Below are 12,638 nucleotides of genomic sequence, written 5' to 3'. Positions count from 1 at the left end.
TTACCCCTATAAAAATCAAAAAAAAAGGTTAAAAAACATTAAAAAACAAAGAAACTAAACACTTAAACGTCAATTACAGCGTTTTAGTCGAGTAGAAATAAACAGTAAACTCTTTTAGTAATTCACAAAAAACACATGTTTTTGTTAATAAGTCATTCGATTTTTTTTGTTAAAACAAAAAAAACTAAGATTTTTTCTTACAAAAACACAACTTGAATTTTACCGTTTTATACCCTGTTTATTTATCCAGCTTATATACTGTTTTTTATTGCGATTATGCTGCGCTATTGTTTTTGCAAACTTATGATATCCCATATTCTCAATATTAGCTACAAAAAAATAATAATCATGTTTTTCATAGTTAAGTACTGCATTTATTGAAGAAATATCAGGCATTGTTATTGGCCCCGGTGGTAATGTTGCGTACTTATATGTATTATACGGACTATCTAATTCTAAATCCTTGTACAAAACACGTTTAATAACCGTATCCCAATCATCTCTATGTTTTTTGATAGCATAAATTACTGTAGGATCAGCATCCAACTTCCAACCATTAGTATACCTATTCATATAGACACCAGCAACTCTTGGTCGTTCATCAACCTTAGCTGTCTCTTTTTGAACTATAGAAGCAATGGTGATCACCTCAACAGGAGTCAACCCTATTTCTTTTGCCTTTTTTACTCTTTTTTCATTCCAAAACCGCTTATACTCTTTCAGCATTCTTTCCCTGAATTGCTCTGCTGATGTATTCCAAAAAAATTCATATTTATTAGGTATATACATAGACAAGGCCGACTCGATAGAAAAACCATTAGCTTTCGTAAATGACTCGTCTTTAAAAACACGCACCAAAGACACACTATCTGTTTCTATCTGTTTTGCAATACGTCCGGCTAGATTTTCAAGCCTTTCTTGATTATTAAAACTCACATGAATAGGTGCATTTTTACTACGTAAAATATTAATAATTTCATTATTATTCGACCCTTTTGATATAATAAATCGCCCAGCTTTAATATGATTAACATACCCCTTTCTTCGAGCAATTCGATCAAAACTATAAATATCTTTAACCACAGGGGTAATCACCTCTATAAGCTCTGTATACGTACCGCCAGTAGGGATATACACATTAGTAGTCTCTGATTCAAAATTAGTATTGGGAGAAAAAACCGCTTGGTATACATAATAAGCAAAAATCCCTCCAGCCAACAAGCCGATCAATACAATAGCTAATAGTATTTTTTTAATGTACATATATTAATTGATATAAAAATTCATCTGTATAGGAACCATTTATCAAATTCCACTCTTTCTTTACCCCTATTTTATTAAACCCTTGATTTTCAAAAAGCTTAATGCTCGCCGTATTATGTTCAGAAATATTTGCATATAATTGATGAAGTCGAAGGTGAGTTTTACCGTATTTGATAATAAGCTCAAGGGCTTCAGCTCCATACCCTTTTCCTCTATTTTCATCTTCTGCAATAATAACACCTACCCCTGCTCTATTATGAGTGGGATTAAAGTCAAATAAATCAATAAGTCCTAATAACGCATCATCCTTAGCGCAAATTACCAACCTTAATTGTTTTATTTCATAAATATCCTGATGTGCATTTTCTAGATACTGCATGATCAAAAAACGAGAATACGGTGTTTGCGTAGAACTCATTTCCCAGATCCGTTCATCATTCTCGATAGTATAGATAAAATCAATATCTTCGGGCTCAAGAGCTCGTAAGTATATATTTTTGCCTTTTAAAGTTAACATGTAATTTCACCTTTAAAAACCTGCTCTGCAGGGCCAATTAAAAATATATCTCTATACCCACTAGGAGTGCTCTTAAAAGTAACCTTTAACTCCCCACCTGGTGTTTGTATACTAACATTTTCTTCTTTTGTTTGATTTGTTGCATGCATAGAAAGGGCAACCGCAGTAACACCTGTTCCGCAAGATAGAGTTTCATCTTCTACTCCCCTTTCATATGTTCTCACAGCAAAAACACTTCCGTTTTTCTTTTCTACAAAATTCACATTGCTCCCTGTTTCATAATAAGGAGCTCCATTTCTAATTTTTCGACCTACATTTTCGACATCAAAATCCGACAAAGCGTCTACCAAAGTTACATGATGCGGAGAACCCGTATCTAAAAATAAATGGGACTCGTACGTTTCAATATCAGAAACATCTTGCATTTGCAAATGCACCAATCCATCCTTTATTTCAGCCTTATGTTTTCCATCGATAGCAGTAAATGTAGCGGTATCTACGATAATCCTTAAAAAAGCAGCAAAAGCAACAAGACATCTCCCACCATTACCACACATTGAGCTTTCATTTCCATCCGCGTTAAAATAGACCATCTTAAAATCATCTTCCTCATTATCAGGAAGTTCCAATAACATTAAACCATCTGCACCTATGCCGAATTTTCGATCGCATAATCTTGCAAATAATTTGGTACTATTTTTGGAGATTAATGATTCACGATTATCAATGATTACAAAATCATTTCCTGTACCCTGGTATTTATAAAATGTAAAGGTCATTAGTATTCAATTATGAAGACAAAGGTACAAAGAATGTTCACATAATGCTGTTGTTAATTGTGAGTTAAAAATCACAAAAAAAGTATACTATAATTGTAATTTTAGTAGTTATTGATAGTCTATCTATATAGTAATAGTTAAACAGAATAAAAAAAAATAAGGAGATGAAAAGATATTTGAGTTTATTAATTGTAGCCATCCTGGCAGGAGCACTTACCTTAAGTGCCTATAAAATGTTTTTAGAACCAGAACCAACTGTAGTTACTCAAAGCGAGGTTCAACCAAACATAATACCAACAACGTATACTGTTGCAAACACCAACACCACTCCTTTGGAAGTAGGAGCAGACTTTACCATTGCAGCAGAAAAAACTGTTAATGCAGTAGTACACGTTAAACAATATGGAGTCTCTAAGACCCCAAGAAATCTAATGGAGTTTTTAAGAAATGGAGCTCCTGAGAAAAGAAGAATTCAGGGAGCAGGTTCAGGTGTAATTATTACCGAAGATGGTTATATTGTTACTAACAACCATGTAATTGATGGTGCTACAGACCTAGAAGTTACTCTAAACAACAATAAATCATATAAAGCGACGGTTATAGGAACCTCTCCTCAAAATGATATCGCATTAATTAAAATAGACACAGAAGAGAAATTATCATATATTCCATTTGGAGATTCAAATACCGCAAAAATCGGTGAATGGGTTCTTGCTGTTGGTAATCCATTTAATCTTACCTCTACCGTAACTGCCGGAATCATAAGTGCAAAATCTAGGGATCTTAATGAAGCAGATAGTAAATACCAATCTTTTATACAAACAGATGCAGCGATAAACCCAGGAAATAGTGGGGGAGCCTTAGTAAATGTAAGAGGTGAACTTATTGGTATTAATACAGCCATAACATCTCAAACCGGAAGTTATGTGGGTTATGCTTTTGCAGTACCTTCAAATAATGCAAGAAAAATTGTGGAGGACATCTTAGAGTTTGGAGATGTACAACGTGGTATTTTAGGTATCACAGGAGGAACCATAAATCCCGAAGTCACAAAAGAATATAACATCTCTGTTTCTCAAGGAGTCTTCGTAACATCGGTCACAGAGAATAGCGGAGCTGAAAAAGCAGGATTAAAAGAAGGTGACGTAATAAGAGAAATTGACGGACAACAAATACGAAAGTTCTCTGATCTAACGGGTTATGTAAATAGTAAAAGCCCTAATGACATTATTAATGTTAAAATAGTTCGACAAACAAAAGAATTAGTGTTACCAGTTAAACTTAGCAAATATGTAATTCAAAGATATGTAATTAAGGATGTTGGTATCGAGGTAGCCAATCCAAAACAAGATTATTTAAAAAAGTTTAATCTTAACCATGGAGTTGTAATCAGCAAAGCTTTAAGCACTCGCATGCAACAAAGATATAATCTCGAAGGACTTATCATTAGCGAGATAGATGGTAAGAAAATAAAGAATGTACTTGAAGTAAAAGATATTATTGAGAGCAAGTATCAAGATGAAGATATAACCATTAGTCTAATTGATCGAAGTGGTGAAAAAAGGGAGTTTGTATTTCAGTAAAGCCTTTTAAAAAAACCAGATATACAATGGAAAATCTCATTACCATAAAAAGTAATGAGATTTTTTATGAAAAAAGGTTTCACGAAAACGATTGAAATATATACTTTTGCACGAAATTTCAAGACTGTAAAAACACAACAACATTATGAGCTCTAACGAAGTTTATGAAAAAGAACTAGCCTTTCAAGCAGATAGGCGTCGCGCAACAGTAGCATTTATCAAAACGGTAAGTGATCTATGGTATGACAACTCTATTGAGTTAGTACTTTTTAGAAATCAATTAATTGATAAAAACGTAAGTGAGATTATTAATTTGCATGAATATGCAGGAGAGTTTGTACAAAAACCCATCTCTATCTTCGATTCGGTAGAAATTGCACAAGCGATTAAATTAATGGATTTACCTCCATCAAAATTGGATATAGGTAAATTAACTTACGAATATCACTTAGCAAGCGAAGAGTTTGGCTCTATAAATCGTTTTGTACAGGATAAATTAAAAGATGCTAAACAATTTAAACCAATTTCTCCTAAGGATGTAGTTTTGTACGGATTCGGTAGAATAGGACGATTAGTAGCAAGAGAATTAATGACTATTACTGGCAAAGGAAGCCAGCTTAGACTAAGAGCAATTGTTACAAGAGGAACGATTACCGAGGATGTTTTAGAAAAAAGAGCTTCTTTGTTAAGAAATGATTCTGTACATGGTGATTTTGCTGGTACTGTGGAAACAGATATCGCTAATAGCTCTCTTATCATAAATGGGACTACGGTGCACATTATAAGTGCCAATAATCCTGAAGACATAGATTATACAACATACGGAATCAATGACGCACTTGTTATTGACAACACTGGAGCCTTTAGAGACAATGAAGCTTTAAGCAGACATTTAACTGCAAAAGGCATTGACAAAGTATTACTTACTGCTCCAGGAAAAGGTATTCCTAATATTGTACATGGAGTAAATCATAAAGAACATGATCCTGACAAAGTGAATATATTTTCTGCAGCTTCTTGTACAACCAATGCAATTACACCTATCCTACAGGCAGTAGATGAAAGTTTTGGAGTGATCGATGGTCATTTAGAAACTATTCATGCATATACTAATGATCAAAACTTAGTAGATAATATGCATAAAAAATACAGAAGAGGCCGTGCTGCTGCTTTAAATATGGTTATCACTGAAACTGGTGCTGGAAAAGCTGTTTCTAAGGCATTACCAAGTTTTGAAGGCAAACTAACATCAAACGCTATACGTGTTCCTGTTCCTAATGGATCTTTAGCCATTCTTAACCTTAACTTAGAAAAGAAAACTTCTAAAGAAAGTATGAATGCGGTAATTAAAAAATATGCATTAGAAGGTAATTTGGTTGAGCAAATTAAATACTCTTTGGACAACGAATTAGTATCTTCAGATATAGTTGGCTCTTCTGCACCATCTATTTACGATAGTAATGCAACTATAGTAGACGCAAAAGGACAAAACACTGTTTTATACGTGTGGTATGATAATGAGTATGGATATAGTCACCAGGTGATCCGATTATCAAAATATATTGCCAAAGTAAGACGTTTTACGTATTACTAATATAAAGCGCAAACAACAAAAAAGGCTGTTACTTGATAACGGCCTTTTTTTGTTTACAAACGCTACAAACACAATACCTATTCCTAATTACGGTATTTAATGCATTTTAAAAAATCTCATAAATTTTAGATCGATTTAGAAGGTTTTTTCAACAAAAACATAACACCTTAATTACCAGAAACATAACTATTTATTGTGCATGTTGTAAATTCTTACAGAAAAAACTTTGTTATTACCTACAATATCGTACATTTATTACCGTTACAGAAGCAATTAACCATAGACAAAAAGCCATAACTATTTAAGAAAGACAACGAATCAAAAGTTATATCTTCGTTTTAATTTTTTAATCATCATAATAGTATTGACTTTTGACGTAATTACCAAAAAATAAGATTATTCACATGAAATTACCACAGTACCTATTAGCTTTTACTATATTATTATTTTCATTTTCCACTGGAGCATATGCACAAGAAGAAGAACTTACTGCCGAACAAGCTCTACGACAAGAAAGTATTAAAGGGCAATTCGATGTGGTCATAAAAAAATCTGGAAGATATCAAGAATACAAAGTGGTAAAACAAGTATGGCTAAACAAATTAAAAGCAAATACTATTGATTCTATTAAAACTTTAGAATCTAAATTAAACACCTCTAACTTACAAATATCAGAGCAAAAATCAACCATTGCTGGTCTTAATGAATCTCTAGCCAAAACTAATGAGAATCTTACTTCTGTCACAGGAGAAAAAGACAGTATGAACTTTATGGGAGCTTCGGTTACCAAATCAAGTTACAAAACTGTAATGTGGCTTATCGTTGGTGGATTACTATTATTTCTTGGTTTCTTTATCTATAAGTTTAGAAATAGTAATGCGATCACGGTACAAGCCAGAAAAGCATTAGCCGAAACTGAGGCTGAGTTTGAAGAGCATAGACGTAGAGCATTAGAACGAGAGCAAAAAGTAATGCGTAAACTTCAAGATGAAATCAACAAACAGCGTAAAGCAGGTGCTAAGTAATACATATTTCTAGATTTTTATTATATTCTTTTGCATCTTTGCACCCTTAGATTAGAGAAATTGAAGAAAGATGCGCATAGATATTATTACCGTTGTACCAGATATATTAAAAAGTCCGTTTGAAGCTTCTATAATGAAACGCTCAATAGAAAAAGGATTGGTCGAAGTACATTTACACAATTTAAGAGATTACACTACCAACAACTACAAACAAGTTGATGACTACCAATTTGGAGGAGGCGCAGGCATGGTAATGATGATAGAGCCAATCGATAAGTGTATTTCTAAACTAAAATCTGAACGAGACTACGACGAAGTTATTTATATGACTCCTGACGGAGATACCTTAAACCAAGGTATTGCAAATCAATTATCCCTCAAAGGTAACATCATCATTCTTTGTGGACATTATAAAGGGGTGGATCAACGTGTTAGAGATCATTTTGTAACCAAAGAAATATCTGTAGGAGATTATGTGCTTTCTGGAGGTGAGCTAGGAGCATTAATTCTTTGCGATGCAATCATAAGACTTATCCCTGGAGTGTTGGGCAATGAGACCTCTGCATTAACAGATTCGTTTCAGGATAATTTACTAGCTCCTCCTATATACACTAGACCAGCAGCATACAAAGGATGGACAGTTCCAGAAGTGCTTACTTCAGGTAATTTCCCTAAAATTGAAGAATGGCGAGAGGATCAAGCCCTACAAAGAACCAAAGATCGGCGCCCTGATTTATTAAAGGACTAATTCCTTATAATAAAATAGTCAAAAATGTTGCAGATATTCAAATAATACTTATTTTTGCACCCTGATTAGACTAACCTCTGGCGAAAATCGTGGATGTTGCTTTAATAAAACTATAGAAACTATATCAAAAATGGAAGATTTAGTAAAATTCGTTCAAGACGAGTTTGTAACAAAGAAAGAATTTCCTGAATTCTCAGCAGGTGACACAATCACTGTTTATTATGAAATTAAGGAAGGAAATAAAACACGTACTCAGTTTTTTAGAGGAGTAGTAATTCAAAGAAGAGGTTCTGGAAGCACAGAAACGTTTACTATTAGAAAAATGTCTGGTACAGTAGGTGTTGAGCGTATTTTCCCGGTTAACTTACCTGCATTTCAAAAAATCGAAGTTAACAAAAAAGGTAAAGTTCGTAGAGCTCGTATCTTCTACTTTAGAGGTCTTACTGGTAAGAAAGCTCGTATCAAAGAGAAAAGGAATTAATACATACTTTTTATATAAAGAAAAGGTTGCCAAATGGCAGCCTTTTTTTATGAACAAAAGTTAACAACTACAGTTCATAAACGGTTGATAACTAATAAAATAAGAAGTATTGACCATCTAATCAATTTTCCGTATTTTTATAATAAGAATTACATGTATTTAGAGATGACACAAGGATTCCTAGTTATGTAATTTACACAATACGTTCTTTGAACATCTTAAGACCAATTTGAAATTAAAATAAATATAAGACGAAAGTTATTTTTTTGAGTACATCCTTGAAATAACTTTAAAGGGTTTACTTTAAAATCATTTCAAAATGAAATTCAAAGGAAAAAATTAAGTTTTGACACCTTTTTAATTTTAGATGGCATTAGACTATTCGAGTGATGGACTGAAAATTACAATCGTAATAGACAAAATCAGACATTCGTATTAGTCGTAGGAGTAGCATTTAAATTATATCGAATCATAATTTGACAAATTTAAATCTACTCAAACTGGAAATAAGCTTGTGGTATACTTAACGAAAGTTATTATTTCATTGCGGGTAAAACAGCTTACATAAGATCATTATTTCCAATAAAGCCATATCAAAATATTCGTATTCTTGATATGGCTTTTTAATTTTTGACCAAAATCACAAAAGAACTACACTATTTTTTATCACCCCGTAGAATATCTCTCTATTTTTTGTAAAACCACAATTCAAATCCTTTAACGCAAAACTAACACCTAGTAGGTTGCATTTACCTTACTAGATTTGTATCTTCGCGCTCGGAAATTCTATGACCAATACTATTGCAAAACAGATCGTTTGTATTAATATCAAAATGTATTATCAATATTGTTTGTCTTAGAAAAGTAAATCGACTAACTATTCTTCAAGGTAATAGTTCAGCAATAAATGAAGGGAGATCAGAAATCATTAGATTTTGACTGAAATAAAGTACCCTTAATAAAAAACTAAAATATGGGAGTTAATACCTCAAAAATTGTTTACACCAGAACTGATGAAGCACCTGCTTTAGCTACGTACTCTTTTCTACCTATCGTTAGAAAATTCACCAAATCTGCAGATATCACTATAGAGACAAAAGATATTTCTCTTGCAGCTAGAATCCTTTCTAATTTTCCTGAAAAACTTTCAGATAAACAAAAACAAAGTGATGCTTTAGCAGAGTTAGGTGAACTTGCACAAAAGCAAGAAGCAAATATTATTAAACTACCAAATATCAGTGCTTCTGTTCCGCAATTAAAAGCTGCTATTGCTGAATTACAACTTCAAGGCTTTGATTTGCCAAATTACCCTGAAGAACCTGAAAACGATACAGAAAAAGATATCAAATCTAGATATGACAAAATAAAAGGTAGTGCAGTAAACCCTGTATTAAGAGAAGGAAACTCTGACCGTAGAGCTCCTAAACCTGTAAAACAATATGCACGAAAAAACCCTCATTCTATGGGAGCTTGGAGTGCTGATTCTAAAACTCATGTTGCAACAATGTCTAGTGGTGATTTTAGATCTAATGAAAAGTCCGTAACCGTTTCGGAAGGTGGAGATGTAAAAATTGAATTTATAGATCATGACGGAAATACTACTGTTTTAAAAGAAAAAACAACACTTCTTAAAGGAGAAGTAATTGATGCTACAGTGATGAGTAAGAAAGCCCTTATCACTTTTCTTGAAGAACAAGTTGCAGATGCCAAAGAAAAAAACGTTTTGTTTTCATTACATATGAAAGCAACGATGATGAAGGTTTCTGATCCTATTATTTTTGGACATGCAGTAGAGGTGTTCTTTAAGGATGTTTTTGAAAAACATGCCGCGACACTTGAAGAAATAGGTGTAGAAGTAAACAATGGTTTTGGTGACCTTATCAATAAGCTTAAGAGAGTTCCTGATGCTAAAAGAACTGAAATACAAGCCGACATACAAGCTTGTTATCAAAAAGGACCAAAACTAGCTATGGTAAACTCGGATCAAGGAATTACTAATCTACATGTGCCTAGTGATGTTATTATAGATGCCTCTATGCCAGCTATGATACGTACTTCTGGTCAAATGTGGGATGCAGATGGAAAAACTCAAGATACCAAAGCAGTAATCCCTGATAGTAGCTATGCGGGGATTTATCAAGAAACTATTGATTTCTGTAAAAAGAATGGTGCTTTTGACCCTGTTACAATGGGTACAGTCCCTAATGTTGGTTTAATGGCTAAAAAAGCTGAAGAATATGGATCTCATGACAAGACTTTTGAAATCCAAGGAAATGGCCTTGTACGAGTTACTGACACTTCCGGAAATGTATTAACAGAGCACAATGTTGAGCAAGGAGATATTTGGCGTATGTGTCAAACCAAAGATGCTCCTGTTAAGGATTGGGTAAAATTAGCTGTAAACAGAGCCAAAGCGACTAATACTCCGGCGATATTCTGGTTAGACAAAAACAGAGCTCACGATGCTGAATTGATTAAAAAAGTAAATACATATTTACCAGAGCACGATACTACAGGTTTAGATATAAGAATTATGTCTCCGGTAGAAGCTACACGTTTTTCATTAGAAAGAATTAAAGATGGAAAAGATACTATTTCTGTTACCGGAAATGTATTACGAGATTATAACACAGATCTTTTCCCTATCCTAGAATTAGGAACAAGTGCCAAAATGTTATCTATTGTACCGCTTATGAATGGTGGTGGTCTTTTTGAAACCGGTGCCGGTGGTTCTGCCCCTAAACACGTGCAACAATTTAATAAAGAAGGGCACTTGAGATGGGACTCTTTAGGAGAATTTTTAGCCCTAGCTGTTTCATTAGAGCACCTAGGAGAAACAAACAACAATACTAAAGCTCTTATTATTGCCGAAGCATTAGATCAGGCAACCATTAAGTTTTTAGACCAGAAAAAGTCTCCATCTAGAAAAGTTAATGAACTCGACAATAGAGGTAGTCATTTTTATTTGGCGCTATATTGGGCTCAAGAGCTTGCAGAACAAACTCAGGATACGGAATTACAAAAAGAGTTTACTGCTCTTGCAAAAGAATTGGCAGATAATGAGAAAAAAATTACTCAAGAACTTATTGATGCTCAAGGTAATACTGTAGACATGGGTGGTTATTATTGGCCAGATATGAATAAAATATCTAATGCAATGCGTCCTAGTGAAACTTTAAACACTATTATAAACGCGTAAATAAAACACGAGATAAATAAAGAGTAAAACCTGTAGATCTTCTATCTACAGGTTTTTTTTATTTCGATTAATTAAATTATCTATTAGATGCAACCTTTCATTTTTTCTATTGTCAATAACAATAGGAAAGTTAACCTCCAAGAATTATTAATTGAAAACAAATAGCCTATACACTAAAAAATCTTGTAGAAAATATCTTGTCAATCATACTTATTTAGAAACTCTACTCACATGAAAAAACTAACCTTATCCATACTCACAACAATACTATTAACAAGTCAAGCTAACATAGCTCAACAAACTGACGACAAAGACTACATCGAATTTAATGACAGAAAAAACATTTTACATGGTGTATACCTTGGTCTTGATATAGGTTATGGTCAAATTGATGATGGAAATAACATCGTTACTGTTGGCAGCAAGTTAGCCTATGTCGCGAATAGACGAATGGAACTAGGAGTAGCGATAAAAGCTTTTTATTCTCCTTTAAAAGAAACTGATCGAGACCTAAATCAGGATTTCGAAATATTTGGGTTTTATGGAGGGTTACATGTAGAGAATGTACTTTTCAACGATAAAAAGATAAAACTATCTATCCCGTTATTAATGGGATTAGGTTATATAGAAGGTTCTGGAGATGTAACTAAAGGTAGTGATATGATGTTGGTATTTGAACCGGGAGTCAATGCTCTTTTAAATTTAAATAAATTCGTTCAATTAGAAGGCGGTATAAAGTACCGATATTCTACTGCTATTGATTCGGTTCCATCTGACATTGCTAATATTAATGGTTTTTCTATTGGTCTAGGGGCAAAATTAGGAGTATTCAATTTAGGAAAAAATCGATATAAGAAAGAATTAAAAAATTAATCATCGATACATCTGAGTATTACAGTACAGGAAATTGATTCCCATTTATGATACAATCTATTTTCTAATACAAACAACATCAATCTAAAGTACTCCATTAAAGATTCACTATACAACAAGAAAGTATTAAAAAAATTTACAAAAAATTCAACACACAATCAACACCCATAAATTACTACCTATCAACACTTTAAATTTAGAACATACAAAACAATATTTCCTTTTATAAAAAAACGTCATCCACATATCCGTTTTAGGCACAAAAATTGATATTTATTTATCTAAATAAATAAAACCCCAAATGAAAAACAAAAGCACAGTACTAACCAAAAAAATAAATTCTGCCTATGTATTTTCAGAAAACGACCAAGTATATATTAAATACGATACCAGTAGTCAATCCAGAAGTAATGATATTTTACACTCCGCAAAATGGGTGCCTGTTAGCTTTTACTGGAAACCTTAATTGAAAAAGGTTACTGTAATATGCCAGAAGAAAAATATCACTATAATCTGCTCATACTTTTAAAATAGTTAGCCCTATACGAATATATTTCTGTGTAAAAAATCCTCTTT

General features: G+C 33.0%; 11 protein-coding genes. 8 read left to right on the top strand and 3 right to left on the bottom strand.

The annotated features are described in order from the left end of the window. Nucleotides 1-219 precede the first annotated feature (219 nt). From mltG to dapF, 3 genes are read right to left on the bottom strand one after another with little or no spacing between them, the layout of a single operon-like run. On the bottom strand, nucleotides 220-1,263 hold the full coding sequence (mltG, locus tag DK508_RS01395; RefSeq protein ID WP_109298955.1) for an endolytic transglycosylase MltG: 1,044 nt from the start codon (nucleotides 1,261-1,263) through the stop codon (nucleotides 220-222). Continuing rightward, on the bottom strand, nucleotides 1,253-1,780 hold the full coding sequence (locus tag DK508_RS01390; protein ID WP_109298954.1) for a GNAT family N-acetyltransferase: 528 nt from the start codon (nucleotides 1,778-1,780) through the stop codon (nucleotides 1,253-1,255). Before DK508_RS01390 ends, mltG begins: the two co-directional genes overlap by 11 nt. Then, a complete protein-coding gene (gene dapF / locus DK508_RS01385) occupies nucleotides 1,774-2,559 on the bottom strand; it encodes a diaminopimelate epimerase (RefSeq protein WP_109298953.1) in 786 nt (261 codons plus the stop codon). Before dapF ends, DK508_RS01390 begins: the two co-directional genes overlap by 7 nt. Before the next feature lie 164 nt (nucleotides 2,560-2,723). Here dapF and DK508_RS01380 point away from each other — a divergent pair, with 164 nt between their 5' ends. The 8 genes from DK508_RS01380 to DK508_RS20990 all read left to right on the top strand — a co-directional run bounded on the left by DK508_RS01380 (nucleotide 2,724) and on the right by DK508_RS20990 (nucleotide 12,528). Then, on the top strand, nucleotides 2,724-4,142 hold the full coding sequence (locus tag DK508_RS01380; RefSeq protein ID WP_109298952.1) for a trypsin-like peptidase domain-containing protein: 1,419 nt from the start codon (nucleotides 2,724-2,726) through the stop codon (nucleotides 4,140-4,142). Nucleotides 4,143-4,287: 145 nt separating this feature from the next. Next, nucleotides 4,288-5,736: a glyceraldehyde-3-phosphate dehydrogenase gene (locus tag DK508_RS01375; RefSeq protein WP_109298951.1), complete on the top strand. Its 1,449-nt coding sequence runs from the start codon at nucleotides 4,288-4,290 to the stop codon at nucleotides 5,734-5,736. A 404-nt stretch (nucleotides 5,737-6,140) separates the two neighbouring features. Further along, nucleotides 6,141-6,761 carry a tRNA (guanine-N1)-methyltransferase gene (locus DK508_RS01370; protein ID WP_109298950.1) on the top strand — a complete coding sequence of 207 codons (621 nt, stop codon included), beginning with the start codon at nucleotides 6,141-6,143 and terminating at the stop codon, nucleotides 6,759-6,761. 70 nt (nucleotides 6,762-6,831) lie between these two features. Beyond that, the gene (gene trmD, locus DK508_RS01365) at nucleotides 6,832-7,509 is read left to right on the top strand and encodes a tRNA (guanosine(37)-N1)-methyltransferase TrmD (RefSeq protein WP_109298949.1); all 678 of its coding nucleotides are present in this window, start codon (nucleotides 6,832-6,834) and stop codon (nucleotides 7,507-7,509) included. Between the two features lie 130 nt (nucleotides 7,510-7,639). After that, the gene (rplS, locus tag DK508_RS01360) at nucleotides 7,640-7,990 is read left to right on the top strand and encodes a 50S ribosomal protein L19 (protein ID WP_109298948.1); all 351 of its coding nucleotides are present in this window, start codon (nucleotides 7,640-7,642) and stop codon (nucleotides 7,988-7,990) included. Between the two features lie 973 nt (nucleotides 7,991-8,963). After that, on the top strand, nucleotides 8,964-11,189 hold the full coding sequence (locus tag DK508_RS01355; protein WP_109298947.1) for an NADP-dependent isocitrate dehydrogenase: 2,226 nt from the start codon (nucleotides 8,964-8,966) through the stop codon (nucleotides 11,187-11,189). Between the two features lie 231 nt (nucleotides 11,190-11,420). Further along, nucleotides 11,421-12,062: a hypothetical protein gene (locus DK508_RS01350; RefSeq protein WP_109298946.1), complete on the top strand. Its 642-nt coding sequence runs from the start codon at nucleotides 11,421-11,423 to the stop codon at nucleotides 12,060-12,062. A gap of 301 nt (nucleotides 12,063-12,363) precedes the next feature. Next, complete coding sequence (locus DK508_RS20990) at nucleotides 12,364-12,528, top strand: hypothetical protein (protein ID WP_160114514.1); 165 nt, start codon at nucleotides 12,364-12,366, stop codon at nucleotides 12,526-12,528. Nucleotides 12,529-12,638: the final 110 nt, after the last annotated feature.

Origin of the sequence: Aquimarina sp. AU474 (assembly GCF_900312815.1) — a bacterium.
Classification (GTDB): Bacteria; Bacteroidota; Bacteroidia; order Flavobacteriales; family Flavobacteriaceae; genus Aquimarina.
The sequence above is the reverse complement of the archived record's forward strand: the minus strand, read 5'-3'. Positions and strand labels throughout refer to the sequence as shown.

What these genes read in the sequence shown, in the direction of transcription:
- mltG (WP_109298955.1), bottom strand. Translation starts at nt 1,263, where the DNA reads ATGTACATTAAAAAAATACTATTAGCTATTGTATTGATCGGCTTGTTG.
- DK508_RS01390 (WP_109298954.1), bottom strand. Translation starts at nt 1,780, where the DNA reads ATGTTAACTTTAAAAGGCAAAAATATATACTTACGAGCTCTTGAGCCC.
- dapF (WP_109298953.1), bottom strand. Translation starts at nt 2,559, where the DNA reads ATGACCTTTACATTTTATAAATACCAGGGTACAGGAAATGATTTTGTA.
- DK508_RS01380 (WP_109298952.1), top strand. Translation starts at nt 2,724, where the DNA reads ATGAAAAGATATTTGAGTTTATTAATTGTAGCCATCCTGGCAGGAGCA.
- DK508_RS01375 (WP_109298951.1), top strand. Translation starts at nt 4,288, where the DNA reads ATGAGCTCTAACGAAGTTTATGAAAAAGAACTAGCCTTTCAAGCAGAT.
- DK508_RS01370 (WP_109298950.1), top strand. Translation starts at nt 6,141, where the DNA reads ATGAAATTACCACAGTACCTATTAGCTTTTACTATATTATTATTTTCA.
- trmD (WP_109298949.1), top strand. Translation starts at nt 6,832, where the DNA reads ATGCGCATAGATATTATTACCGTTGTACCAGATATATTAAAAAGTCCG.
- rplS (WP_109298948.1), top strand. Translation starts at nt 7,640, where the DNA reads ATGGAAGATTTAGTAAAATTCGTTCAAGACGAGTTTGTAACAAAGAAA.
- DK508_RS01355 (WP_109298947.1), top strand. Translation starts at nt 8,964, where the DNA reads ATGGGAGTTAATACCTCAAAAATTGTTTACACCAGAACTGATGAAGCA.
- DK508_RS01350 (WP_109298946.1), top strand. Translation starts at nt 11,421, where the DNA reads ATGAAAAAACTAACCTTATCCATACTCACAACAATACTATTAACAAGT.
- DK508_RS20990 (WP_160114514.1), top strand. Translation starts at nt 12,364, where the DNA reads ATGAAAAACAAAAGCACAGTACTAACCAAAAAAATAAATTCTGCCTAT.